Origin of the sequence: Aquamicrobium sp. NLF2-7 (genome assembly GCF_022359935.1) — a bacterium.
GTDB classification, from domain to species: Bacteria; Pseudomonadota; Alphaproteobacteria; order Rhizobiales; family Rhizobiaceae; genus Mesorhizobium; species Mesorhizobium lusatiense.
The window spans coordinates 970,483-995,708 of record NZ_JAKSED010000001.1 but is presented as its reverse complement, the minus strand read 5'-3'; the positions used below and the strand labels follow the sequence as shown (position 1 = coordinate 995,708).

Here is a 25,226-nt window from a genome sequence, read left to right as displayed (position 1 = left end):
TGTGTACGGGAGACCGTTTTGCGGGAACAGAAGATGCCGTCACTGACATTGCGGATAAACCTCGATCCTGACGGGCGCATCGGACCCGGCAAGATCGAGCTTCTGGAACATATCGCGTCCTTCGGCTCGATTTCGGCCGCCTCGCGCGCCATGCAGATGTCCTACAAGCATGCATGGGATCTGGTGGAGGACATGAACCGGGTGTTCGGCAAGCCGCTGGTCAGTGCGCAGACCGGCGGCAAGCGCGGCGGCGGCGCTCAGCTCACACCCGTGGGGCTCGCCGTGGTGAGCCGTTACCGGGCGATCGAGCGGGCAGCGGCCGTTGCCGCGCAGGATCACATGATGGCGCTTCAGGCCGAGATTGACGCGGGATAACGTGTTTATTGCGGCGCGGGCAGGAGGCCGTCTACGTTATAAGGTGTCTTCTTCAGCGTCACCTTGCTGGCGTAGCAGATAAGTGTCCATGATCCATCCTTTCGCGGCACGTGCCTTGGCGCGGACGGCGACGATCCGATCTTCGACGTCGCCGAGGCGGCCCGAAATGATGATCTCGCCGGGAGTGCCCAGATAGGCGCCCCAGAAGATGGTGAGGTTTTTGTCGGGCAGCGAGCGGAAGGCGCAGTGTCCGTCGAGCATGACGACGACCGTGCCGGCGTTTGGCGGCATGCCTTCACCGGGAAGCCGCCGCCCGGTGGTGATCAGCACAGGATCGGCAATGCGGTTCAGCGCGATCTGATGGCTGGCGCACAGCGACTGGATGGCGGTAATGCCGGGGATGACCTCGGTGTCGAAGCTCACATTCCCGCGATGGCGTACCCGCTCCAATATGCGCAGCGCGCTGTCGTAGAGCATGGGGTCGCCCCAGATCAGCAGCGCGCCGGAGCCGTCTTCCGCGATCTCGTCCCGGATCAGCGCTTCATAGATGGCCGCGATCGCGGCGTGCCAGTCGTCCACCGTGCTTTCGTAAGAGGGGGAGGGCGTGGCGCGCCGGGGCACATCGAAGCTGACGCGCCTTGTCCGGGCATTGGTGACGAATCGGTCGCAGATTTCATGCCTCAATGCGGCAAGATCGCTTTTTTCTTCTCCCTTGTCGGGGATGAACAGCACGTCGGCCTTGTTCAGCGCCGTGATGGCCTGAACGGTCATGTGTTCCGGGTTTCCGGCGCCGATGCCGATGACGAAAAGCTTGCGCATGGCTGGTTTCCTGCCCGATCGGGCCGGCGCTGTCCAGCAGCGCGAGCTGCAAGATCGTGACCGCTGCCGTGTCAAAATGGCCGGATGCCAAAAACCACCGTGCCGCGCGGGATTCTATATGCGATACCGTTTGAGGAAGACCGATACAGGGACGACGGATGAAGACTGCGATCTATGTGGCGATTGCCGAAAATGGCGTGATCGGACGCGATGGCGACCTGCCATGGCGGCTTTCCACCGATCTCAAACGCTTCAAGGCCGACACGATGGGCAAGCCTGTCATCATGGGGCGCAAGACCTATGAGAGCATTGGCCGCCTGCTGCCCGGACGGCTGAACATCATCGTCACGCGCGACAGCGCGTTCGGGGTTGAGGGCGCTGAGATCGCGCATTCGCTGGATGACGCGATCGGGATCGCCGAACGGCATGTCGCCGCGACCGGCGGCATCGATGAAGTCTGCATCATCGGTGGCGCGCAGATTTATGCGCAGGCGCTGCCGATGGTCGATCGTCTGCATGTGACCCATGTAATGGCCGATGTGGACGGCGATGCCCGCTTTCCTGATATCGATCCGCAGCTCTGGCGGCCGGTGGAGCAGCAGGAGGTTCCTGCGGGAGAAAAGGACAGCCACGCAACACGCTATGTGGTCTATGAAAAGCGGGTTTGACAGCTGCTATCCGTCACAATGACGGAAAGTTGCACAATGCTGTATGGAGAAGGGGCGTTTTACGCGCTGTGCGCGTTGAAAGCCGGCTTTGGCCTCCCTATAGAGGATCAAGGCTTGCGCGCTGCACAAATGTAGCGTGAGTGACTGCGGACGAAAGGACATTTATGCCCTGGAATGACAAGAGCGGCGGCGGCGGCCCGTGGGGTGGCGGCGGAAACAACGGTGGCGGTGGCGGCGGCCCATGGGGTCAGGGACCGAGAGGGCCCGGCGGACCGCAAGGCAATCCTCCCGATCTGGAAGACATCATCCGGCTCGGGCAGGACAAGCTGCGGCGCGCCCTGCCGGGCGGGAACGGCGGCAACAAGGCCATGTTCGGCGTCCTGATCCTGATCGTGCTGGGCATGTGGTTCTTCAAGGCGATCTACACCGTTCAGCCAGATGAGGTTGCGGTGGAACTGCGCTTCGGCAAGCCGAAGCAGGAGCTTTCCGAGCCGGGCCTTCATTTCCACTGGTGGCCGATCGAAACCGTCGAGACCGCCAAGATTTCCGAGCAGCTCGTCAATATCGGCGGACTTGCACGCTCCAACGACACCTCCGGGCTGATGCTCTCGGGCGACCAGAACATCGTCAACGTGCAGTTCTCCGTTGCCTATCAGGTCTCCGATCCGCGCGCTTATCTGTTCGACGTTTCCGACCCCGACGGCATGCTGACGCAGGTTGCCGAAAGCGCCATGCGCGAGGCCGTCGGTCGCCGTCCGGCGCAGGACATCTTCCGCGATGACCGCCAGGGCATCGCTGAATCCGTGCGCCAGATCCTTCAGACCACTCTGGATGGTTACCGCGCGGGCCTGAACGTCAATGCGATTTCGATCGAGGATGCCGCTCCGCCGCGCGAAGTGGCGGATGCCTTCGACGAAGTGCAGCGCGCCGAGCAGGACGAGGACAGGTTCGTCGAGCAGGCGAACCAGTATTCCAACCAGAAGCTCGGTCAGGCCCGTGGTCAGGCAGCGCAGGTTCGCGAAGAGGCGGCAGCCTACAAGAACCGCGTCGTGCAGGAAGCACAGGGTGAGGCGCAGCGCTTCATCTCGGTTTACGACGAATATGCCAAGGCCCCGGATGTGACGCGCAAGCGTCTCTATCTCGAAACAATGGAGAAGGTTCTGGGCGGATCGAACAAGGTGGTCGTGGAGCAGGGCGGCGGGCCGGGTGTCGTGCCGTATCTGCCGCTGCCTGAATTGCAGAAGCGCTCCGGCGCTGCGACCGGAGGCGCACAATAATGGCAAACCGTCTTCCAGCCATTGCCGTTGCCGGCATCGTCATCCTGTTCCTGATCTACTCCTCGATCTTCGTGGTGAATGCCCGCCAGCAGGCGATCGTTCTTCGCTTCGGCGAGATCGTCGACGTCAAGAGCGAGCCGGGCATCTACTTCAAGATGCCGTTCTCCTTCTTCGACGCCGACAATGTGCAGATGATCGAGAACCGCGTTCTGCGTTTCGATCTCGACAACATCCGCGTGCAGGTTTCGGGCGGCAAGTTCTATGAAGTCGATGCCTTCATCGCTTACCGCATCTCCAATCCGCGCGTGTTCCGGTCTGCCGTCTCGGGCAGCGTGGAACTGGCCGAGCAGCGGCTCCGCACCCGTCTCGACGCAGCTTTGCGCCGTGTCTACGGTCTGAGGGGCTTCGAGGCTGCTCTTTCGGAAGAGCGTGCCGAGATGATGCGCGAAGTGCGCGACCAGATGCGGCCCGACGCGACCTCGCTCGGTCTCGAAATCGTCGATGTGCGTATCCGCCGTACCGACCTGACGCAGGAAGTGTCGCAGCAGACCTTCGAGCGCATGAAGGCGGAACGTCTGGCCGAGGCCGAGAGGCTGAGGGCACGCGGTAACGAAGCAGCGCAGCGCATCCGCGCCCGTGCCGACCGTGAAGTCGTCGAGATCGTTGCCGAAGCACAGCGGGAAGGCGAAATCCTTCGCGGTGAGGGCGATGCCGAGCGCAACTCTATCTTCGCCGGCGCCTATCTGCGCGATCCGCAGTTCTTCGACTTCTACCGTTCGATGAGCGCTTATGGCACGGCTCTGAACGGCGACGGCACCACCATGGTTCTTTCGCCCGAATCGGAATTCTTCCGGTTCTTCAGGGATCCGAATCAGAGCGCCCCGGCTTCTGCCGCCCCTGTGCGTCAGGCGCCTGCGCCGGCAACCAGCGGCCAGTAATCCGTGCAGGATTTTCTGGCGGCCCTGGGCCTGGTCCTCGTTATCGAGGGCCTGGTCTACGGGGGCTTTCCCCGGCTGGCGCGCCGGCTTGCAGCCGAAGTGCTTTCGATCCCCGAAGGCGCGCTCCGCATGGCCGGCATGCTGGCCATCGCGGCCGGTGTCGGCATCGTGTGGCTGGTTAGAGGCTGACCGGCAGCGGGGAGGGGCAATACCTCTTTCCGGTTCGACCAGAATTGATCTTTTCTTGTCAGAGCGCCGTGCGTCCGGGCGGATGCACGGCGCTCTGCCGTTTTGTATGCGGGCACGGATAATCGCAAACCCGCATACACTTTTCCGTTCGATGCTCTGGTTTCGGTCGCAAACGCGCCGTATTTCATGCCATCATGTCGCATCAACCTCAAAGACGTTCCGGAGCCCGTCCATGATCGATCATTCCGTTGTGCGCGCGGCGCGGACCACCTTGCTGGCAGCCACCGTTCTGTCGTTCGCAATCCCCGCTGCCGTGACGCCATCGCTCGCGCAGAAGGCCCCGGCATCTCCGGCGCCAACCTCTCCGGCGCAAACGTCTCCCGCGACGGGCGCTGGGCCGGAATCGGTGGCCGATCTCGCTGAGGGGCTGCTCGGCGCGGTGGTCAACATTTCAACGTCGCAGACCGTCAAGGGAACGGACGGGCCGGGCGCGGTGCCGATGCCGCAGCTTCCCGAAGGCTCGCCGTTCCAGGACTTCTTCGACGAATTCTTCAAGGATCGCGGTGGTCCGCGCGGTGGCGGCTCCCAGAAAGTCCAGTCGCTGGGCTCGGGCTTCGTCATCGACGCGAAGGAAGGCTTCGTCGTCACCAACAACCACGTCATTGCCGATGCCGACGACATCGAGGTCAATTTCTCCGATGGCCTGACGCTGAAGGCGACGCTCGTCGGCACCGACACGAAGACCGACATCGCGCTGCTCAAGGTCGATCCGGCCGATCACAAGCTGACCGAAGTGAAGTTCGGCGATTCCGACAAGATGCGCATCGGCGACTGGGTTATGGCGATCGGCAATCCGTTCGGCCTTGGCGGAACGGTTACGGTCGGCATCATTTCGGCCCGCAACCGCGACATCAACTCTGGTCCCTATGACGACTTCATCCAGACCGATGCCGCCATCAACCGGGGCAACTCCGGCGGTCCGCTGTTCAACATGCATGGCGAGGTCATCGGCATCAACACGGCGATCATCTCGCCGACGGGCGGCTCCATCGGTATAGGCTTCTCCATCCCCACCCAGCTTGCGCGCGGTGTGGTGGATCAGTTGCGCGAGTTCGGCGAAACCCGCCGTGGCTGGCTCGGCGTCCGCATCCAGCCGGTGACCGAGGACATCGCCGAAAGCCTCGGGATGAAGGAGGCCAAGGGCGCGCTGATCGCCGGCATCATGAAGGGCGGTCCGGTCGATGACGGCAGCATCCAGCCGGGCGACGTCGTCACGAAATTCGACGGCAAGGAGATCGACGAAGTGCGTGACCTGCCGCGCATCGTGGCGGAAAGCCCTGTGGGCAAGGCCGTCGATGTCGTTCTGGTGCGCAAGGGCAAGGAAATGACCGTCAAGGTCACGCTCGGCCGTCTGGAAGACAGCGAGAAGGTTGCCGAAGGCGAGGATGACGAGGCTGGCCAGCAGGGCGAGGCGGTGGCCACGGCTTCCGTGCTGGGCATGACCATCGGCGAGCTGGACGAAGCTGCACGAAGCAAGTTCGGCATTGCCGAGGGCGTCAACGGCGTCGTCGTGACGGAAGTGGCACCCGATTCCGCCGCAGCCGAGCGCGGCGTTCAGGCGGGCGAGGTTATCACCGAGATCGCACAGGAATCGGTGGCGAACCCCACGGATGTGGTGGACCGTATCGCAGCGCTGAAGGAGCAGGGGCGCAAGAACGCGCTACTGATGATGGCCTCGAAAAGCGGTGAGTTGCGCTTCGTGACGATCCGCATGGACTGAGTGCGGTTTTCGGATCTCACGGCAGTTCGTTTCGCTCATGCCTGCGACGGGGCGGCACGACCCGCTGGTGAGCCGTCGCGGACCCTGTGGGTTCGGGTGACTGCCGGAGTGCGCAGGTCATTGCAACATAAAGAAAAAGGCGGTCAGGAGACCGCCTTTTTCTTTGCCCATTCTTCCGCGGTAATGCGGTAGAAGCTGTGGCGCTTCAGGTGCGGGTGGCTGTCCGGCACGCCGGGGTGGTCGAAATCATGGGCGGGTTCGGCCGTCATGCCGATGCGTTCCATCACGGCTGTCGAGCGCTGGTTCGCTGTTACGGCGAAGGACACGATCTCCTTCAAACCCAGAACCTCGAAGCCGTAGTCGAGCCAGGCGCGGGCGGCTTCCGACACATAGCCATGGCCCCAGAATTCGGGAGCCAGCCGCCAACCGATCTCGACGCTGCCTGCGGGCATGAACGGCGTGTCTTCGGTGTAGCTGAGGCCAACGAAGCCGATGCACTCGCCGGTGGCCGCGATTTCGGTCGCTGCCCAGCCGAAATCCTGCCGGGCAAAGGTTTCGCGAAACTCGTCCATCTTGGCATCGGAGGTCGCCCGGTCGCGGCGGAACGGGAAGAATTCCATGACTGTTTCGTCGGAGTTGATGCGGTGAAAGAGCTCGCGGTCGCGTTCTTCCCAGTTGCGCAGGATCAGGCGTTCGGTCCGCAATGTTATCACTGGCTGAACTCCTCGCGCCTGTAGCCTTGCAGATAGAGAAGCGCGGTCAGGTCGCCATGGTCGATCCGCACCTTCGCCTGCGCGGCAACGGAAGGCTTGGCGTGCAGGGCAACGCCGGTGCCGGAAAGCCTGATCATGTCGAGATCGTTGGCGCCATCGCCGACAGCGATCGCATCGGCGGGCGTGAGGTTCAGCCGCGCGGAGATTTCATTGAGCGCATCGGCCTTTGCTGCACGGCCCAGAATGGGCTCGACCACTTCGCCGCTCAGCCTGCCATTCAGCTCGACCAGACGGTTGGCGCGATCTTCATGGAAGCCCAGCATGGCGGCGATGCGCGAGGTGAAGACGTCGAAGCCGCCGGAAACCAGTGCGGTCCAGGCGCCATTGGCACGCATGGTGGCGACGAGCGCCTGCCCGCCGGCAGCAAGGGTGAGGCGGTTGCGAACGATATGGTCGACGATGGTGATGTCGAGATCGCGCAACAGCGCCACGCGCTCGCGCAGGGCGGGCTCGAAGGCGATCTCGTTGTTCATGGCGCGCGCGGTGATGGCCGCGACATGTTCCTTCAGGCCCACCTCGTCGGCGAGTTCATCGATGCACTCCTGATCGATCATGGTGGAATCCATGTCCGCGATGAGGATCTTCTTGCGGCGGCTGGCGGGGTCCTGAACGGCAACATCCACAGGCGCATCCGCAACGGCATCGCGCAACAGTTGCGTCGCGGCGTCCTCATCCAGATCGCCGGGAAGCACGACGTCGCAGGCCTCGCACTCCGCAAGCCAATGAACCTCACTTGCGTGGACTGCCGCCGACGCCTTATCTGCCAGCATGGCCGACAGTGAACGGCTGGATGGATTGGAAATGAGAGTTGCGATGAGCGGCATCGGAGTGTCCGGTGAAATGGGAGAGGAAGGGCGCATCAGGAACGCAATCCTGATAGCCGGGCCGACAGCCAGCGGCAAGTCGAAGCTGGCCCTCGATCTTGCCGAAAAGCTGGGCGGCGCGATCGTCAACACCGATTCCATGCAGGTGTATGGCGTGCTCGACCTTTTGACGGCGCGGCCGGGCGCGGACGATCTCAGCCGCGCGCCGCATCATCTCTACGGCCACGTCTCCCCGGCCACCTCATATTCGACCGGCGCATGGCTGCGCGATGTCGTGCAACTGATGGATGAGGGGGCGCTGGCCGGCCGGCGGCCGATCTTCGTCGGTGGCACCGGGCTCTATTTTCGTGCGCTGAGCGAAGGCCTTTCCCAAATGCCCGATATAGCGCCGGACATTCGCGAGCGCTGGCGCGCGGCGTTGCTGGAGGAGGGGGCAGTTGCACTGCACGACAGGCTTGCGCAGAAGGACCCGGACGCGGCGGCGCGCCTCAATCCCGCCGACGGCCAGCGCATCGTGCGCGCGCTTGAAGTGCTGGAGTCCTCCGGCCTCTCCATCCTCGCCTGGCAGGGGCGGCGCGGGACCGCTCTGATCGAGCGGGCGAGCGCGAAATGCTTCGTCATCGAACCCGACCGGGAACAACTTGCGGTACGCATAGGCGCACGCTTCGATGCTATGCTGGAACGGGGTGCCGTGGATGAGGTGCGCGCCTTGTCGGCGCTTGGCCTCGACCCTGCCTTGCCCGCCATGAAAGCAATCGGTGTCAGGGAATTGCAGGCGGCGCTGGCCGGTGAAATCAGCTTTGGCGAGGCGGCTGAGCGGGCAAAGGCCGCCACGCGCCAGTATGCCAAGAGACAGTCGACATGGTTCCGCACCCAGTCCGGTCCGGAGTGGAAAAGGCTCGCCCTTCGGCAAGCTATTGATGAGGATATGATTTAACGACAATCGTACAATTGTCGACGGTGCCGAACGGAGATGTTCGCGCTCTGGTTGCTGAAATCAGATTTTGTTAAGCTTGTTCGTGAGATAAGGATTCCGGGTGGAATTCAAGCGGGCAGCGATGCGTTTTCACAAGGCAGAGTCAGCATTCTTTGTCTTCATCACAGTCATTCTGGGTGCCGGAATGCTGATGATGTTCGCACATGGCGTCGTGGATTCTCTTGTACATGAGATAAAGGCGCCTGACGGCTTTGCCGACATTTCATACCTGAAGAACCTTCTGTTCTTTACCAGCGTTCTTATGGCGACGGCGTTGTTCTTCGGTGTTTTCTTCATTTATCCGCTCATCCGAAAGCAGGTGAGGGAGGAGAAGAAATTGCGCCAGATGACGGCGTCGCTCAGTGCCCGCTCCGAGACGCTGGAGATCGAGGCGCTGACCGATGGCCTCACGGGGGTGCAGAACCGTCGCTACTTCGACGATGCGCTCAGGGAATACATCGAGGAGTTCCGCCGCATCGACAAGCCGCTGGGGCTGATGATCCTCGACCTCGACCACTTCAAGCAGGTCAATGACGGCTACGGCCACGATATCGGTGATCGCGTTTTGCGTGCCGTCGGCAAATGCCTGCGTGACATGACCCGCTATCACGACATCGTTGCACGTCTGGGTGGTGAGGAATTCGGCATCGTCACGCCCAACATGAACCTTGTCGGGCTGGAAAAGCTGGCGGAGCGCATCCGCGATGCCGTCTCGGCACTATCGATCCCCACGGGGCGCGGCGGCTTGCGGGTAACAACCAGTGTGGGACTGGCCGTATGGGAAGGCAAGGAGACGGCCGAGGAATTCTACCGGCGCGCCGACCGCCAGCTCTACGAAGCCAAGCGGCAGGGCCGCAATCGGGTGTGCGCCTGAAACGGAAACCGGGCCGGGAAGGGCCCCGGCTTCGACTCGTTTCAGGCTCCGTGAGGCTTCATACCAAAGGTCGAGGGTTTCAGTCCGTAGCGCTGGTCCGTTTCGTCCGTGACCGATCTGCGCAACAGGGACGATGCTCTGCGATAGTCGGGATCGCCGGGCTGGCTCGTCCTGTCGACCGGCTCCGCCATCACCATTGAAGGCTCAGGCTGTGGCGCCATGCCGTTTCGCAGGCGGTTGACGATCGACGCCAGATCGACCTCGCGTCCATTGAGACAGGCGGTGGGATCGTCGCCTTTTTGCTGGCCCGGAAGCAGGCTTCTGTCCAGCTTTTCGAACTTCAGCCGCATGGTGGTCGCCACACCCTCGCCGAAAGCGATGGCCTCGCGCTGCCCCATGGAGGACAGGAACGAAAGCGTGGAGGCCGATGAATCGGCAATGGCGGAGCGGATGATCGCCTTGTCCTGTTCGTTTGACAGACGCATGGCGAACACGGTCGAGCATTGCGACAGGATGGTCGGGTCGAGTTCCCCAGGTCTCTGGGTGACGATGCCGAGGAAGCAGCCATATTTGCGGCCTTCCTTGGCGATGCGGGCAAGCGCGTCGCGCGTCGGCGCAAAGCCCTGACGCGAGTCGGCCGGCATGTAGCGGTGGGCTTCCTCGCACATGACCAGAAGCTTCAGCCGTCCCTCGCTCCACTGGGCCAGCTCGAAGGCGAGGCGCGCCAGCACCGAACATACGGCATTGACCACTTCCGAAGGCAGGCCGGCCATCTCGAAGCAGGTTACCGGGCGTCCGCCATGCGGCACGCGGAAGATGTTGCCGATGGTCTGGTGGATCGTGTCCTCGATCAGGTGTGAATTGAACATGAAGCGATAGCGCGGGTCGGCAAAAGCCTGTTCGATGCGGGCCTTCAGCGATTTCAGCGCCGGCCGTTCCGTCTTGCCATCCAGCAGCCCGATCCGCTCATCGATCAGTTTGAGAAGATCGGCGATGCGGTAGGGAATCGGGGTGTCGGCGGTCAGCGTGTCGGAACCGCGGCGCGTGAAGGCCGACGATCCGCCATTGCGATACATCTGGCGCGCGACGGGAACTAGATCCCGCAGCAGGTCGACTTCTTCCGGGATGGCCTGCCTGCCGCGAAACAGCACTTCGGCGAATTCTTCCAGCCGGAACATCCAGAAGGGCAGGTCGAGGCTCGAACTGTCGATCCGCACGCTGTGCTCCGGCAGGGAGGCGGCGAATTCGTTGTGAGGATCGAGGATAAGGATGCGCAGATCCGGGCAGGCGGCGATTGCCTTGCGCATCAGCAGGGACACGGTCGTCGACTTGCCGACACCCGTGCTGCCCACGACAGCGAAGTGACGCGAAAGCGTATCCTCAATGGCGATATTGGCGCTGATGCCGTCATCCTGCGACAGATGGCCGATGTTGACGCCGCGTCTGCCGGCGAGATCGTAGACGGCTTCCAGATCGCGGGCGCGGATGCGATGGGCATGGGCGCCGACATGCGGATAACGGGTGATGCCGCGGTCGAATACGGGCCTGGCACCGGGCTGTGCGCTGTCCTGCACCTCGCCGACCAGTTCCACCTCCACTTCGATCGCGTTGAGCTCGCCGCGCCGCCAGTCGTGTCCGGGCTTGCCGACGCCATAGACGAGGCCGACGGTGCGGGTTGAACCCAGATTGATCGATATCATGCGCCCGACGGTCCAGCGCTCGGCTGGATCGTCTGTATCGTCATCGCCGGCGTAGGAACTGAGGACAGCACGCGCGCCATCGCAGCGCACCACATGCCCCAATATACGCAGATCGGATTGCTGCGCATCGCGCCGCTCCTGCGACGTGACTTCACCCGGCCGATTGCCGCGCTCAACAAACATGACAGAGACCCCCGTACTCTATTGCCGACACTCTGGCATGGCCGGGTTAAGGTGCCGTGAGGGGGCATGGTTGCGACAGTCTTAATAAAGCTGATCCGGCAAATGCATTTTCTGCGCAGATTGGGCGTTGACACGCTATGAAAATCGCCTCTATTGTCCCGGCCCATGGAAAAGGCACTCATTCTCGTAGTAGGAAGGCGCGTGGGCAAGGTGGTGTAACCACCGGGCGAAATCCTCCCATGCGCAACACACAGGCTCCCTCGGGGGCCTTTTTTATTATCCAGAACGGCACTAAACGACGATACAGCGGCCCGCGACAGCGGAAACAGGACGGGACCATACCGATGAGCAACGGACAGAACGAGCGGCGCGAAATGACTGGCGCCGAAATGGTGGTTCAGGCGCTGAAGGACAACGGCGTCAGGCACCTCTTCGGATATCCGGGTGGTGCCGTCCTTCCGATTTACGACGAGCTTTTCCAGCAGGACGATGTCGAGCACATTCTGGTTCGCCATGAGCAGGGTGCGGGCCACGCGGCCGAGGGATATGCGCGCTCGACCGGAAAGCCCGGCGTCATGCTCGTTACCTCCGGCCCCGGCGCCACCAATGCGGTGACGCCGTTGCAGGATGCGCTGATGGATTCCATCCCGCTGGTGTGCATCACCGGTCAGGTCCCTACCAGCCTGATCGGCTCGGATGCCTTTCAGGAATGCGATACGGTCGGCATCACGCGACCCTGCACCAAGCACAACTGGCTGGTGAAGGACGTCAACCAGCTGGCGGCCATTCTGCATGAAGCCTTCCACGTCGCCACGACTGGCCGGCCCGGTCCGGTGGTCGTCGACATTCCGAAGGACATCCAGTTCGCCAAAGGCACCTATGTGTCCCCGCAAACCGCGCCGCTGACCAGCTACAAGCCGCGCAAGCAGGGCGATCTCAACCAGATCAAGGCAGCCGTCGAGCTGATGGCCGGCGCGAAGAAGCCCGTGCTCTACACCGGCGGCGGCGTCGTGAATTCCGGCCCGGAGGCCAGCCACCTGCTGCGGGAGCTGGTCGACCTCACCGGTTTCCCGATCACCTCGACGCTGATGGGCCTCGGTTCCTATCCGGCCTCGGGCAAGAGCTGGCTCGGCATGCTGGGCATGCACGGCACCTATGAGGCCAACATGGCCATGCATGACTGCGACGTCATGGTGTGCATCGGCGCGCGCTTCGACGACCGCATCACCGGCCGGCTGGACGCCTTCGCACCGCATTGCAAGAAGATCCACATCGACATCGATCCGTCTTCCATCAACAAGAACGTCCATGTCGACATCGGCATCATCGGAGACGTCGCCACGGTTCTGGAGGACATGGTGCGCCTGTGGCGCGCGTCGGCCAAAACCGACAAGAAGGCGCTGCATCCGTGGTGGGAGCAGATCGCCAGATGGCGCGCGCGCGATTCGCTGGCTTACAAGACCAATCCCGACGTGATCATGCCGCAATATGCGATCTCGCGGCTCTATGAACTGACAAAGGACCGTGACACCTACATCACCACAGAAGTCGGCCAGCACCAGATGTGGGCGGCGCAGCACTTCCATTTCGACAAGCCCAATCACTGGCTGACGAGCGGCGGCCTCGGCACCATGGGCTACGGCCTGCCGGCGGCGCTGGGCGTTCAGGTCGCCCATCCCGACGCGCTGGTCATCGACATCGCCGGCGACGCCTCGATCCAGATGTGCATTCAGGAAATGTCGGCCGCCATCCAGCATGATGCGCCGATCAAGATTTTCATCCTGAACAACCAGTACATGGGCATGGTGCGCCAGTGGCAGCAGCTTCTGCACGGCAATCGCCTCTCGCACTCCTACACCGAGGCGATGCCTGATTTCGTCAAGCTGGCCGAAGCCTATGGCGCCCATGGCATTCGCTGCGACAAGCCGGACGAGCTGGACGATGCGATCCGCGAAATGATTTCGGTGAAGAAGCCGGTGATCTTCGATTGCCGCGTCGCCACCCTCGCCAATTGCTTCCCGATGATCCCCTCGGGCAAGGCGCATAACGAAATGCTGCTGCCGGACGAGGCGACGGACGAGGCGGTGGCGAATGCGATCGACGCCAGGGGCAGGGAGCTGGTCTGACCAGATCCGCGTGGGTGAAAATTGCGCGAAAACAGTGAATTGTTGCAGATTTTGAATATCGGGATTCAACCATGAACGCACAGCTTCAGCCCACCGGTTCGGCCTATTTCATCTCGCGGGAGACCGAAAAGCCGGAAACGCACACGCTCTCGATACTCGTGGCCAACGAGCCGGGCGTACTGGCGCGCGTCATCGGCCTGTTCTCGGGGCGCGGCTACAACATTGAGAGCCTGACGGTTTCGGAAACCGAGCATGAAACGCACCTTTCGCGCATCACCATCGTGACGCGCGGAACGCCGCATGTGCTCCAGCAGATCAAGCACCAGCTTGAGCGCATCGTGCCGGTGCACCGGGTGGTGGACCTGACCGTGCGGGCGCATGAGCTGGGGCAGGAGCGGCCGCTGGAGCGGGAACTGGCGCTGGTGAAGGTTTCCGGCACCGGCACCGACAGGGTCGAGGCGCTGCGGCTTGCCGATGCGTTCCGCGCCCATGTCGTCGATGCCAACACCGAGCACTTCATCTTCCAGATTACCGGCAAGAGCACCAAGATCGACCAGTTCATCGCCATCATGCGTCCGCTGGGTCTGGTGGAAATTTGTCGTACCGGCGTCGCCGCCATGAACCGCGGCCATCAGGGCATGTAGTTTTTCTTCGCCGTGGGAGAAGACCTAGCGCTCGGTTCGGGCGGCTCTCACGATCATCGAAAACGCTAATGCATTCCGCTCATGCATCGGCTGGTCCCGAAGCCGGATATGCCTTCCTGTCCACCCATGGATGCTGCTGGCACAAGGATTCGGACGCCATTGGCGCGCCCGAAGCAGACCGTTTTTCTCTATAGGTCAGCATTGCTGACTTTGCAGGTTCCACATGAACTCTGAAGTTCTTTTTGCACTGGCTGCCTATGCCTTCGTGAGCTCCATCACGCCAGGCCCCAACAACTTCATGCTGCTGTCTTCGGGTGTGAATTTCGGCTTCGTGCGGTCCATTCCGCATATGCTCGGCATCGGTATCGGCTTTGTCGTGCTGCTGCTCGCTGTCGGATTTGGACTGGGTGCGGTGCTGACGACGTTCCCGGCATTGCATACGGGGCTCAAGATCGCCGGTGGCGCCTATCTTCTCTATCTGGCGTGGAAGATCGCGATGTCGCGCTCTGTCGAGACCGGCGGAGACGGTTCCGCGCAGCCGATGACCTTTCTGCAGGCCGCCGCCTTCCAGTGGGTCAACCCGAAGGCATGGGTCATGGCGGTTACCGCAATGGCGGTATTCTCAAATCCGGAAAACCCGTTCCTGTCCGTCATCCTCATCGCCGTGGTGTTCGGCATCATCAACCTGCCCTGCGTTTCGAGCTGGGCCGGCTTCGGCATGGCGCTGCGCGGCTTTCTGTCCGATCCGGTGCGCCTGAAATGGTTCAACATCGGCATGGGCGTGCTGCTCGCCGCCACGCTCTGGCCGATGCTGCGGTAGCAAAAAAAGCTACTATAGTGCGGCGAGGCTGTCCTTTGACAAGGAATGGGGATAGTCCCCTTTTGTTCTCGTTTTATATACGCTATAATGCTATTTACATAAAGTATTTATGGTTGTATATAAAATGGTGATACACGTTAAGGACGATGAGGCGGATCTGCTGGTAAGGAAGCTGGCGCGGTCACGGGGTATAGGTATTACCGAAGCGATAAAGGAGGCCACCAGGGAGGCTCTGGCGGCAGATGCCGCCGAAGCGAAGGTGGTTGATGTTCCGTTGCGGATGCGATTGCAGCCGTTGCTGGATCGCCTCGACAGGCTGCCGCGCGGTGGCCTCGCTACGGATAAAGAGTTCTTCGACGAGCTGTGGGGCGAGGAAAGCTGACCGATGGACGAGGGAAAGATTCTTTATCTGGAGACTTCCGCCATCGTGGCTATTCTGAAAAATGAGACTGAGCGTCAGGAGTTTCTTGACAGAATCGAGCAGACGAAAGTTTGTGTAACCTCCATTGTTTCGGCGTTCGAGGCTTCGATAGCCATGTCGGGTCTCACAGGAAGTTGTTCTGCGGGATTAAGTGAAGTTCTGAATTTTTTGCGATTAGCAAAGGCTGAAATTCAGGGAGTTGGGGCTGAATTACTACCAGAACTGGCTATCGCTCGCGACCGCTATGGCAAAGGCAGCGGTCATGTCGCCAAATTGAATTTGGGTGATTGCTTTTCTTATGCTGTTGCCAAGCAAGGTGGCATGGAGATTTTGTATAAGGGTGATGATTTTGCTGCCACGGATCTCGGCTAAAATCCTGCCTTGCTCTTGCAAAGCGAATCCTGTCTGACCATCTCATGCAATTTTCACCGCAGCAGGACGAGGCGCTCAAGGCAGTCGCCACATGGCTCAAGGCTGGCCGGCCGCAGCTTTTCCGCCTCTTCGGCTATGCCGGAACGGGCAAGACGACGCTGGCGCGCTATTTCGCAGAGCATGTCGACGGGCAGGTGCAGTTCGCCGCCTTCACCGGCAAGGCCGCGCAGGTTCTGCGCTCCAAGGGGGCAACGAATGCCCGCACCATCCATTCGCTGATCTACCGTCCGCGTGGCGAGGAAGCGGTCGAGGACGAGACGACCGGCAAGACCTCCATGTCGCCGACCTTCTCGCTCAATCGCCAGAGTCCGATCGCCAAGGCGGCGCTGGTGGTCATCGACGAATGCTCGATGGTGGACGAGCAGCTTGGCCGCGATCTTCTGAGCTTTGGCACGCCGATCCTCGTTCTGGGCGATCCGGGCCAGTTGCCGCCGATTTCCGGTGGCGGCTTCTTCACCGAGCAGGAACCTGATTTCCTGCTGACCGAAATCCACAGGCAGGCGCGCGACAATCCCATTATCCGCATGGCGCTGGACGTGCGCGAGGGGCGGGATCTCGCCTATGGCGACTATGGCGGGGCGCGGGTGATCGGCAAGGACGAGGTGACGCAGGATCTGGTCCTCGACGCCGATCAGGTGCTGGTCGGCACCAATCGCACCCGCCGCCGCTACAACCGCAGGCTGCGCGAGCTGAAGGGCTTCACTGCTGACTATCCGCAGGCCGGCGACAAGCTCGTGTGCCTGCGCAATGACCCGGCCAAGGGGCTGCTCAACGGCTCTCTGTGGAAGGTGATGACCGCGTCGCGCGAAACGGTGAAGCCCGGCATCAACCTGCTGGTTTCACCGGAAGAGGATGATCCGGACCGCGGCGTCGCCAAGATCAAGCTGCTCAAGGCCGCATTCGAGGATGCCGAGGCCGAGATTCCGTGGCAGCAGAAGCGGCGCTTCGACGATTTCGACTACGGTTACGCGCTTACCGTTCACAAGGCGCAGGGCTCGCAGTGGAACGACGTGGTGCTGTTCGACGAAAGCTGGGCGTTCAAGGACACGCGGGAGCGCTGGCTCTACACGGCCATCACGCGCGCGGCCGAAAGGCTTACAATCGTCAGGTAGCCGCATGGCTCCGAAGCGAGCCGCTTTGAAACCGGGCCTTTTTCGGGGATGCGACATGCCTCAAAACAGGGCGTGAACACGTCGCCCGATTTCGTGCAGGCGCAGTATTTCGGGCGGCCGCAGCACGTTTCAGGTGCTTTTCTTTGGTTTCGCGCCCAGCCACTCCCATGCTTCCGCTTCGCGTTCAGCCGGAAAATACCTGAGCTCCTGTTCGGGCTGCAGTTCTGCGCGAATGCGTCTGGTCCAGTCCGGCCCGCCGACGCTGGCACAGCGCCTGACATGCGCCAGCGCCATCTGCCGGCCCTGCTCGATCGTCTGCGGGGAGGTTTCCGACCAGTCGGCAGTGTCGAAGTCGGTCAGACGCACCAGCACGTCGACGCGCGGATGCAGCGCGCAGGCGGCCTCAAGCAGGCCGTAAAGGTTCTCTGCGTCGGCCGAATTCACCTCTCCCACGATATCGATCGCAAACAGATCGTCCCTGCTGCTGTCGATACGGCGGATGGCAGGCACGGCTTCAAGATAATTCATCCATTCTCCCTCCGGAACGCGTTTGTCTTCTGGAACACACAAATCCGCTGTCTGTTCCCTGCAAAGCCGCTATAGATGCCGGCACATATGCTCGGGAGGTCACAATGCCGGTCAAGCTGTCGGTCAATCTCAACGCGGTCGCCATGCTGCGCAACAGACGAGATCTGCCGTGGCCAAGCGTGACCGGGCTGGGGCGGGTCGCGCTGGCCGCCGGCGCCCACGGACTGACGGTCCATCCGCGTCCCGACCAGAGACACACGCGCAATTCCGATCTTCCGGAACTGCGGGCCCTGATCGATGACGAGTTCCCGCAGGCAGAGTTTAACATAGAAGGCTATCCGAACGAGGATTTCCTGCAGCTGGTTGAAAAGAATCAGCCGGAGCAGGTGACACTCGTGCCCGATGATCCGGCACAGGCCACCTCGGACCATGGCTGGAACTTCATCGCGCAAGCTGCGTTCCTCACACCGATCGTGCGGCGGCTGAAGAAGGAAGGGGCAAGGGTATCCCTGTTTGCGAATCCCGACACGGAAGGCCTTTCGGCGGCGCGCGACACCGGCGCCGACCGCGTGGAATTCTACACCGGCCCCTATGCGAGCTGCCACTCCGACCCGGACCGGATGGCCGCCGAGCTGGAAAAGCTTGGAAAGGCCGCCGATGCAGCCCTTGCGCTGGGGCTCGAAGTGAATGCCGGCCACGATCTCGTGGTCGCCAATCTGCCGGCTCTGGTGAAACGCGTTCCCCGGCTTGCGGAAGTTTCCATCGGGCATGGGCTGACCGCCGATGCGCTGGAGTTTGGAATGGGCGCCACTGTCAGGCGGTTCCTGAAAGCCTGCGGCTGGCCGTGACCCTGTGCGGCAGCAAGGGTGGCGAACGGACGACGGGGACTTGATATTGCGCCGCGCCGAGAGTAGAGCACCGCGCGCTTAACGGAGTTCTTTCCATGGCCGTTGCCGATCCCGGTAGCGAGGTCGGGTCCGCCGCACCGGCAGACCAACCCGAACACAAGCCCCAAAGCACGCCGCTCATGATGCTCGCCGCGCTTGGCGTCGTCTATGGCGACATCGGCACAAGCCCGATCTATGCCTTTCGCGTCGCGCTCGGCGCCGCATCCGGATGGGAGGGCGCTGTGCGCCACGATATTCTGGGTGTGCTGTCCCTCATCATCTGGGTGCTCACCATCGTGGTGGCGGTCAAGTACATGATGTTCGTGCTGCGCGCCGACAACAAGGGCGAGGGCGGAACGCTTTCCCTGATGGCGCTCAGCCGCTCGGCCTTTCCCAAAAGGCCGGCCCTGATCCTCGGCATCGGCATGCTGGGAGCAGCACTTTTCTACGGCGACGCGGTGATAACCCCCGCGATCTCGGTGTTGTCGGCCACGGAAGGGCTGACCATCATCGGCGAGGGTTTCGCTCCCTACATCGTGCCGCTTACCGTCGTGATCCTGCTGATATTGTTTTCCGTCCAGCGTTTCGGCAGCGGCGGTGTCGCCACCATTTTCGGGCCCATCACGCTGATCTGGTTTCTGGCGATCGGCTTTGCCGGGCTCAGGCATATCATCCACGATCCTGAAATTCTGCTGGCGTTCAATCCGCTCTACATGCTGCGCTTCATCGGGCAGGAAACCACGGTTTCGATGGCCATCATCGGGGGCGTCTTCCTGGCCGTCACGGGTGCCGAATCCGTCTATGCGGACCTCGGCCATTTCGGCCGCCGGCCGATCGTGCTCGCCTGGTTCTGGGTGGTGTTCCCCTGTCTTCTGCTGAACTATCTGGGGCAGGGCGCTTTCGTTCTGTCGCATGACGGCGCTGTCGGCCATCCGTTCTTCCAGATGAACGACGGGTGGCTGCTCTACGTGATGGTGGCGCTGGCGACGGCCGCGACCGTCATCGCCAGCCAGGCCGTGATCACCGGCGCCTATTCGCTGACACGGCAGGCTGTTCAGCTCAACATGCTGCCGCGCATGGAGATCCGCCACACCTCGGAAACCCAGTCGGGCCAGATCTACATGCCGCGGGTCAATTTCCTGATGGCCGTTGTGGTGCTGCTGCTGGTGCTCGGCTTCCGCGAGTCCGAAGGCCTTGCTTCGGCCTATGGCATCGCGGTCACCGGCGTCATGCTGGTCACGACCACGCTGTTTGGCATCATCATGATCCGCATCTGGAAATGGCCTTTGTGGGCAGCGCTTAGCCTCACCGCTCTGTTCGGCCTGATCGAGCTCGGCTTCCTCGTCACCAACGCCATGAAGGTGAGGGACGGCGGGTGGGCTTCGCTGGTGGTAGCCTTCATGGTCATCGTGGTGATGGTGACATGGGTGCGCGGATCGCGTCTGCTGTTTGAGAAAACACGCAAGAATGAGATTCCGCTGGAATTCCTCGCCGGCAATCTGGAAAAGAAGCAGCCCCAGCTGGTGCCCGGAACGGCGATCTTCCTGACCAGCGACCCGTTCAGCGCCCCGACCGCGCTGATGCACAGCCTCAAGCACTACAAGGTGCTGCATGAGCGGAACATCATCCTGTCGGTGGTGACGGCGCCGCAGCCGAAGGTGCCGGACAGCGAGCGCGTGAAGCTGGAAGCGATCAACGACCTGTTCATGCGCATCACGCTGACATTCGGCTACATGGAACAGCCGAACATTCCGCGCGCGCTGGCCACCTGCCGCAAGCAGGGCTGGAAGTTCGACATCATGACCACGTCGTTCTTCCTCTCCAGACGCTCGCTGAAGGCATCGGCCAGTTCCGGCATGCCGATGTGGCAGGATCGCCTGTTCATCAGCCTTGCGCGAACGGCGGCGGATGCGACGGAATATTTCCAAATTCCGACCGGGCGCGTCGTGGAGATCGGCACGCAGGTGGCGATCTAGAGCAATTCTGCTTTTATCTGAATCGCAGAAACGCTCTATCTCATTGTTTTGGCTGCATTTGTGCGAGGCCAGATGTTTCCATCTGGCTGCAAAGTGCTCTAAGATCCGTACTCAATCATCGCTTTGATTAGGCGTTGGAATATGATTTTCTCCTGACAAAGGAGGGCATGATATGGCCAACGAGTTCTGGTTGAGCGACAAGCAGTGGGCTGCGATCGAGCCTTGCCTTCCCAGGAACCAGCCGGGCGCTCGGCGGGTTGATGACCGTCGGGTAATCTCTGGCATTGTTCACGTTCTGCGTTCGGGCTGCCGCTGGCGCGACTGCCCGCCTGTCTACGGCCCCTATACCACCGTCTACAATCGCTGGAACCGATGGTCTCGGCGCAAGGTCTGGCAGAAGCTCTTTGAAGCCTTGCGCTCGGTGTCGCCCGATGAGGACTTTCAGGCCATCGCTTCCACGACCGCCAAGGCACACCGTTCGGCCGCAGGTGGAAAAGGGGGGCGGATGCGCAGGCGATCGGCCGCTCGCGCGGTGGCAGAACGACCAAGATCCATGCGGTCTGTGACGGCGCCGGCAGGGCCATCGCGTTCGAAGTGACGCCCGGCCAACGCGGCGATGTCCGCGTGGCCGCCGCCCTGCCCGGCCCGCTGGCGCCACCAAAGGTCTGAGCCGCCGATACGGCATATGATGCCAATGGCTTGCGTCAGTTCATGATCGAGCGCGCTACAGTGCCGGTCATTCCCAACAACCCGACCCGTAAGCGCCATCATCCTTTCGACATCGTGCTCTACAAACGCAGAAACCTCGTCGAACGCATGTTCTGCCGGCTGAAGGACTGGAGACGCATCGCGACACGATACGACAAGCTTGCCAGAAACTTCCTATCGGCCGTCACTCTCGCTGCAACAATCATATGGTGGACTGATTGAGTCCGAACCTTAGCCCGAGATGGCCTCGATCTAATCCGTCACCGTCATCTTGAAGAAATCGCCCTGTATCTCGAATTCCTCGATGCCGGGCGCGGAGGCGGTGAAGACGATGGCGCGGGCCGGGGTGAGGCCCTGGCAGAACTTGCTGAAGCGCCGCGCCAGCCCGCCATCGGAAAATGTGCCGGTGCGCAGTTCCGGCAGGTCCGAGGCCAGCAGGTGCCAGTCGCGGGGCAGCTTCCCGCAATCGCCGCGCTCTGCATAGATCGGGCGCGAGTCGCCTACCTTCATGTTCACGACGGGATTGAAGGCAATGATCGGCGCATGGTCGGCCGGACCAGCCCATGGCCGCCATCCGGAAGCGGTGACGAGTGCGCCTGCGGTCGCCCCGACCGCCAGAAGCACCGCGCCGCCGAATGCGGCCTGCATTGCCGAAAAGCGTTTGCGGCCGAGCCTCTCAGGGGCAAAAAGGGTGGTCATGCCGGTTGGCCGGCCCGTCACCCGCGTGAGAGCTGTCACGGGGGCTCGGAAAGGCACGGCATATTGCGCCACCGGCACCGGCAGCCCGGGACGGACCTTGCCTTCCATCTCGCCGTCCTGCCTGTAAAGCTGGTTCCACAGCTTCTGCGTTTGTGGATCGTCCGCCACATTGAGCAGCTTTGCCAGCACGCGCAGATTGCCGGAGCGCGGCAGGTGACGGCCTGAACGCCAGTTGTTCAGGTTGCGCAGGGCCGTTTCATGCTGCCGCTGGCCCTTGCTGGCGGTCAGCGCGCAATAGGCGCTGGCGAGCGTCGCGTCGTCGTAATAGCCGGCGCGATTGCACAGTTCGTCGAACAGAGCATGCCAGTGCCGGAATGCCGTGCCGTCGGGTTCCCCCATTGTCCCCTCCGCTTCATCTGGTCACGAGGTTTACCGGATCGGTGACGAAAATCTTGACGAAATCGTCGAGCAGCCGGATTTCCTCGACGCCTGCCGTCCGTGCGGTAAAGCGCACTGCCCGGACCGGCACGACCTTGTTGCAATAGTTGCTCATCTTGCGCGCGAGACCGCCGTCGGTGAAGACACCGAGCGAGCTGTGGGGAACGCGCGGTGCGGTATAGGTCCAGTCCGGGATGTTGCCACCGTCGCAGTCGCCGCGATCTCCGTGGATGACGCGGCTTTCCCCGATCACCATGGCAACGCGCGCATCATAGCCGATGACCGGCAGATCCCTGTGGGGATCGACCATCATCCATCGGATGCCGGTGGCGGCCAGCAAGGCAGCAATGATGCCGGTTCCTGACCAGAGCAGCCGCCCGGCGATGGAGGGGCGCGTTCGGACATTGCCGCTGGCATCCATGTCGGCGGCTGTGTTGCCGGTGTCCGGCAGTTCCCGGCCGCGCGCGGCGGCGTAGAGGAGGTTCCATCGTTGCAGAAGCTCGGGATTGTCCGACACCCGCAGCAATTCTGCGAGGATCATGAAGTTGCGGCGCAGCGGCAGGTGCCGACCGGCCCGCCAGTTGCGCAGGTTTTTTTCCGCGGCGTTGAAATCCTCGCGGGCGGATTTGCCGGAACGGTGGCACAGCTGGCTGGCCAGTGCCGAATTATCGATATGGCCGCTTCTGTCACACAGCGCGTCCAGCAATGCGTGCCATCGGCTGAATTTGCCCCAATCCTGTTCCTGCATGCCCTGTCCCCGCATGCTGTGCGCATCCGCTCCGCTGCCTGAGAGGTGATTTAAAAAGCAATTCATAGAGATAGCAATCAAGTTTGCTCTCGTTTTTCCGGATTTTCCGGTGATTGGCGGACTTTTCGATTTGCTGGCGCGAATGGATTTGGCACGCCGGAAGGACCACCGCCGATGTTCTGCCTGGCTCCGGTGGATCAGTTTTCAGGCGTTACAGAGAGGGGCTTAACAGAGATGCGAAACGCTGTTGTTGGTGCGATGTCGATCCTTTCGGGGCTGATGCTGTCGGGCTGCGTCACTGCGACCAATGCCGACAAGACCGTCGAGATGAGGGTGGGCGAAACGAAGCACCTGACCGCTTACCGGGGCAATTCGTGCAGCGCCGGTGCGCCGAGCTATGCGGACATCGTGGGCCGGCTGCCGAAATCCTCGATCGTGAACTACTCCGATGGAGGGCTTTCGAGCCGCGTCAGCCGGGATTGCGGCAAGCGCGTGCCGACCCGTGCGGTGAACGGCACGGCTATCGCGACGGGCTCGGAAGGCCATCGCTACCAGTCCGGAACGGTCGCGATCGTCGTGAAATAGGTTTGCGACCGGCAGCAGCCGGCAAGGCAATTTGCGGGGGCGACCGGGCGACGCGGCAATGCGCCGCCCGGTTTCGTTTCCGGCATGGTTGTGGCGGTGCAGGGCTTTGTTGTATCCCGCACGAGGGGGACGCAACCGCAGACGCATGATCCGGCAAACTACGGTGCGGAACGGCATTGCCGGACAAAGCAGGTCTGACGTGCAGCCAAAATTATCGATCGCCATTGCAGGCGCGGGACCGGCCGGTCTTGCCGCGGCACTCTATCTCCACCGCGCCGGGCACAGGATCACCATATTCGAGCGTTTCGAAAATCCGGCTCCGGTCGGCTCGGGGCTTATCCTGCAACCGACCGGGCTTACCGTTCTGGACGACCTTGGATTGTTGGGCGACATCATGGCGCTTGGCAGCCGCATCGACCGGCTGCACGGCACGGATGCGCGCTCCGGGCGCACGGTGCTGGATGTCCGCTACCGGGCCCTGCCGGGCGGGCGCTTCGGGGTGGCGGTGCACCGCGCCGCACTCTTCGGCGTGCTCTACCGCGCGGTTCTGCGCGAGGGCATCGCCATCGAGACGGGCGTCGAGATCGATTCCCTCGATGCGGACGAGGCGGCAACGCTGATCGACGACAAGGGGCGCGGGCTCGGATCATTCGATCTGGTGATCGACGCCAGCGGCACGCGCTCCCGTCTGCGACGCCATGCCGATGTTCCTGTCGAGCCGGAGCCGCTGGCCTATGGCGCGTTCTGGGCGTCGCTGGGCTGGCGCGGAGACGGGTTCGACGAACATGCGCTGCTGCAACGCTATGACCGGGCGCGGGTGATGATCGGCGTGCTGCCCATCGGCCGTGCCGAACCGGGCGGAGAGCGGATGGCGGCCTTCTTCTGGAGCCTGAAGCCGGACGCCGCCGCCCGCGTGCAGAGCGAAGGCCTTGAGGCGTGGAAAGCCCGCGTGGTCGGGTACTGGCCGAAATGCGCTGCGTATGTCGACCAGATAGACAGTTTCGACCAGCTTTCGCTGGCACGCTATGGCCACCACACGCTGCCGGTTCCGGCCGGTCGGCGGCTGGCCATTATCGGCGATGCCGCCCATTCCACCAGCCCGCAACTGGGGCAGGGGGCCAACATGGCGCTTCTCGATGCGGCGGCGCTGGCCCATGCGCTGAAACAGAGCGCAACTATCGAGGATGCGCTCGCCGCCTATGCGCGGACGCGGCGCTGGCACATCCGCAGCTTCCAGACATTGTCGCGCGTGTTCACGCCGTTCTACCAGTCGGACGGCTGGCTGCTGCCCTTCATGCGTGACAGCGTGGTGGCGACCACCGCGAAGATTCCGCCGTCGCCGCGCATTCTCGCCGCGCTCGTGGCGGGGACCATCATCGATCCGCTGCGCGGGATCGGCCTCAGCGAGACGGACTGGCAACAGGTCGCTGCAGCGCCGGCGCGGCCTGTGGCGGCGTTCGCTGAGTGATCCGCCGGTTCGCCGGCGTATAAAATTCCGGCTCTGATATGCGGATCTTCCGGCACCTGTGGCAATTCCGGCAAAAGCGCGAAGCGGCTTTGCGTCCGGGATTTTATCGAGAAAAAAGATTGGAGCGTTTCCGGGGGTCGGGGAAATGCACAAATGATCCAAGGGATATTTTTTCAAAAGATCAGCCTTGCGTGAAAAGACCCTCTTGTCTTCCCGATGGTGATCGGGCATAGCAGGAACCGTAACGTACGGTACGGC

Annotated in this window: 25 protein-coding genes and 1 pseudogene; 19 read left to right on the top strand and 7 right to left on the bottom strand. The window is 62.2% G+C overall.

The features are described from left to right. Positions 1 to 33 precede the first annotated feature (33 nt). Positions 34 to 375: a winged helix-turn-helix domain-containing protein gene (locus MIC97_RS04905; protein ID WP_183831040.1), complete on the top strand. Its 342-nt coding sequence runs from the start codon at positions 34 to 36 to the stop codon at positions 373 to 375. Positions 376 to 411: 36 nt separating this feature from the next. Here MIC97_RS04905 and cobF read toward each other — a convergent pair whose 3' ends face one another. Continuing rightward, positions 412 to 1,194: a precorrin-6A synthase (deacetylating) gene (gene cobF, locus MIC97_RS04900; RefSeq protein WP_239799093.1), complete on the bottom strand. Its 783-nt coding sequence runs from the start codon at positions 1,192 to 1,194 to the stop codon at positions 412 to 414. 158 nt (positions 1,195 to 1,352) lie between these two features. Here cobF and MIC97_RS04895 point away from each other — a divergent pair, with 158 nt between their 5' ends. The 5 genes from MIC97_RS04895 to MIC97_RS04875 all read left to right on the top strand — a co-directional run bounded on the left by MIC97_RS04895 (position 1,353) and on the right by MIC97_RS04875 (position 6,046). Continuing rightward, positions 1,353 to 1,862, top strand: a complete 510-nt coding sequence (locus MIC97_RS04895) for a dihydrofolate reductase (protein ID WP_239799092.1) — start codon at positions 1,353 to 1,355, stop codon at positions 1,860 to 1,862. A gap of 164 nt (positions 1,863 to 2,026) precedes the next feature. Next, positions 2,027 to 3,139 carry an FtsH protease activity modulator HflK gene (gene hflK, locus MIC97_RS04890; RefSeq protein ID WP_239799091.1) on the top strand — a complete coding sequence of 371 codons (1,113 nt, stop codon included), beginning with the start codon at positions 2,027 to 2,029 and terminating at the stop codon, positions 3,137 to 3,139. After that, positions 3,139 to 4,077, top strand: coding sequence for a protease modulator HflC (locus MIC97_RS04885; protein ID WP_239799090.1), 939 nt, complete (start codon positions 3,139 to 3,141; stop codon positions 4,075 to 4,077). Before hflK ends, MIC97_RS04885 begins: the two co-directional genes overlap by 1 nt. A gap of 3 nt (positions 4,078 to 4,080) precedes the next feature. Then, positions 4,081 to 4,266 (top strand): DUF2065 family protein, encoded by a 186-nt coding sequence (locus MIC97_RS04880; RefSeq protein WP_183831029.1) that lies wholly within the window; start codon positions 4,081 to 4,083, stop codon positions 4,264 to 4,266. Between the two features lie 232 nt (positions 4,267 to 4,498). Continuing rightward, on the top strand, positions 4,499 to 6,046 hold the full coding sequence (locus tag MIC97_RS04875; RefSeq protein WP_239799089.1) for a DegQ family serine endoprotease: 1,548 nt from the start codon (positions 4,499 to 4,501) through the stop codon (positions 6,044 to 6,046). 143 nt (positions 6,047 to 6,189) lie between these two features. Here the strand turns inward: MIC97_RS04875 and MIC97_RS04870 are convergent, their stop codons facing one another. After that, a complete protein-coding gene (locus MIC97_RS04870; RefSeq protein WP_239799088.1) occupies positions 6,190 to 6,759 on the bottom strand; it encodes a GNAT family N-acetyltransferase in 570 nt (189 codons plus the stop codon). Continuing rightward, positions 6,756 to 7,643, bottom strand: a complete 888-nt coding sequence (serB, locus tag MIC97_RS04865) for a phosphoserine phosphatase SerB (RefSeq protein ID WP_239799087.1) — start codon at positions 7,641 to 7,643, stop codon at positions 6,756 to 6,758. The genes MIC97_RS04870 and serB overlap by 4 nt, the downstream gene beginning before the upstream one ends. Positions 7,644 to 7,659: 16 nt before the next feature. On the opposite strand from serB, the gene miaA reads away from it, so the two are divergent. Both miaA and MIC97_RS04855 read left to right on the top strand, forming a co-directional pair. Beyond that, positions 7,660 to 8,580, top strand: a complete 921-nt coding sequence (gene miaA / locus MIC97_RS04860; protein ID WP_239801033.1) for a tRNA (adenosine(37)-N6)-dimethylallyltransferase MiaA — start codon at positions 7,660 to 7,662, stop codon at positions 8,578 to 8,580. Positions 8,581 to 8,701: 121 nt separating this feature from the next. After that, entirely contained in the window at positions 8,702 to 9,493 is a 792-nt protein-coding gene (locus tag MIC97_RS04855; RefSeq protein ID WP_239801032.1) for a GGDEF domain-containing protein, read from the top strand. 41 nt (positions 9,494 to 9,534) lie between these two features. Here the strand turns inward: MIC97_RS04855 and MIC97_RS04850 are convergent, their stop codons facing one another. Further along, entirely contained in the window at positions 9,535 to 11,376 is a 1,842-nt protein-coding gene (locus MIC97_RS04850; RefSeq protein WP_239799086.1) for an ATP-binding protein, read from the bottom strand. Between the two features lie 344 nt (positions 11,377 to 11,720). Between MIC97_RS04850 and MIC97_RS04845 the strand changes: the two genes are divergently transcribed. The 6 genes from MIC97_RS04845 (at position 11,721) to MIC97_RS04820 (ending at position 16,931) form a co-directional block, all read left to right on the top strand. Then, the gene (locus MIC97_RS04845) at positions 11,721 to 13,502 is read left to right on the top strand and encodes an acetolactate synthase 3 large subunit (protein WP_275592318.1); all 1,782 of its coding nucleotides are present in this window, start codon (positions 11,721 to 11,723) and stop codon (positions 13,500 to 13,502) included. 71 nt (positions 13,503 to 13,573) lie between these two features. Further along, a complete protein-coding gene (ilvN, locus tag MIC97_RS04840) occupies positions 13,574 to 14,146 on the top strand; it encodes an acetolactate synthase small subunit (RefSeq protein ID WP_239799085.1) in 573 nt (190 codons plus the stop codon). A gap of 223 nt (positions 14,147 to 14,369) precedes the next feature. Further along, positions 14,370 to 14,966: a LysE family translocator gene (locus tag MIC97_RS04835; RefSeq protein WP_239799084.1), complete on the top strand. Its 597-nt coding sequence runs from the start codon at positions 14,370 to 14,372 to the stop codon at positions 14,964 to 14,966. Positions 14,967 to 15,090: 124 nt separating this feature from the next. Then, positions 15,091 to 15,348: a type II toxin-antitoxin system VapB family antitoxin gene (locus MIC97_RS04830; protein WP_239799083.1), complete on the top strand. Its 258-nt coding sequence runs from the start codon at positions 15,091 to 15,093 to the stop codon at positions 15,346 to 15,348. A gap of 3 nt (positions 15,349 to 15,351) precedes the next feature. Then, positions 15,352 to 15,759, top strand: coding sequence for a type II toxin-antitoxin system VapC family toxin (locus tag MIC97_RS04825; protein ID WP_239799082.1), 408 nt, complete (start codon positions 15,352 to 15,354; stop codon positions 15,757 to 15,759). A 44-nt stretch (positions 15,760 to 15,803) separates the two neighbouring features. Further along, positions 15,804 to 16,931 carry an ATP-dependent RecD-like DNA helicase gene (locus MIC97_RS04820; RefSeq protein WP_239799081.1) on the top strand — a complete coding sequence of 376 codons (1,128 nt, stop codon included), beginning with the start codon at positions 15,804 to 15,806 and terminating at the stop codon, positions 16,929 to 16,931. A gap of 129 nt (positions 16,932 to 17,060) precedes the next feature. Here MIC97_RS04820 and MIC97_RS04815 read toward each other — a convergent pair whose 3' ends face one another. Continuing rightward, entirely contained in the window at positions 17,061 to 17,459 is a 399-nt protein-coding gene (locus MIC97_RS04815; RefSeq protein WP_239799080.1) for an STAS/SEC14 domain-containing protein, read from the bottom strand. A 104-nt stretch (positions 17,460 to 17,563) separates the two neighbouring features. Here MIC97_RS04815 and MIC97_RS04810 point away from each other — a divergent pair, with 104 nt between their 5' ends. The 3 genes and pseudogenes from MIC97_RS04810 to MIC97_RS04800 all read left to right on the top strand — a co-directional run bounded on the left by MIC97_RS04810 (position 17,564) and on the right by MIC97_RS04800 (position 21,252). Next, a complete protein-coding gene (locus tag MIC97_RS04810; protein WP_239799079.1) occupies positions 17,564 to 18,307 on the top strand; it encodes a pyridoxine 5'-phosphate synthase in 744 nt (247 codons plus the stop codon). Positions 18,308 to 18,402: 95 nt separating this feature from the next. Continuing rightward, on the top strand, positions 18,403 to 20,322 hold the full coding sequence (locus MIC97_RS04805) for a potassium transporter Kup (protein ID WP_239799078.1): 1,920 nt from the start codon (positions 18,403 to 18,405) through the stop codon (positions 20,320 to 20,322). Positions 20,323 to 20,494: 172 nt separating this feature from the next. Then, positions 20,495 to 21,252, top strand: a pseudogene (locus tag MIC97_RS04800) (IS5 family transposase). Positions 21,253 to 21,282: 30 nt separating this feature from the next. Here MIC97_RS04800 and MIC97_RS04795 read toward each other — a convergent pair. Both MIC97_RS04795 and MIC97_RS04790 read right to left on the bottom strand, forming a co-directional pair. Next, positions 21,283 to 22,128: a hypothetical protein gene (locus MIC97_RS04795; protein WP_239799077.1), complete on the bottom strand. Its 846-nt coding sequence runs from the start codon at positions 22,126 to 22,128 to the stop codon at positions 21,283 to 21,285. A 13-nt stretch (positions 22,129 to 22,141) separates the two neighbouring features. Continuing rightward, complete coding sequence (locus MIC97_RS04790) at positions 22,142 to 22,915, bottom strand: hypothetical protein (RefSeq protein ID WP_239799076.1); 774 nt, start codon at positions 22,913 to 22,915, stop codon at positions 22,142 to 22,144. 234 nt (positions 22,916 to 23,149) lie between these two features. Between MIC97_RS04790 and MIC97_RS04785 the strand changes: the two genes are divergently transcribed. Both MIC97_RS04785 and MIC97_RS04780 read left to right on the top strand, forming a co-directional pair. Then, the gene (locus tag MIC97_RS04785; protein WP_239799075.1) at positions 23,150 to 23,500 is read left to right on the top strand and encodes a hypothetical protein; all 351 of its coding nucleotides are present in this window, start codon (positions 23,150 to 23,152) and stop codon (positions 23,498 to 23,500) included. A 199-nt stretch (positions 23,501 to 23,699) separates the two neighbouring features. Next, positions 23,700 to 24,968 carry an NAD(P)/FAD-dependent oxidoreductase gene (locus MIC97_RS04780; protein ID WP_239799074.1) on the top strand — a complete coding sequence of 423 codons (1,269 nt, stop codon included), beginning with the start codon at positions 23,700 to 23,702 and terminating at the stop codon, positions 24,966 to 24,968. The last annotated feature ends 258 nt before the right edge of the window (positions 24,969 to 25,226 follow it).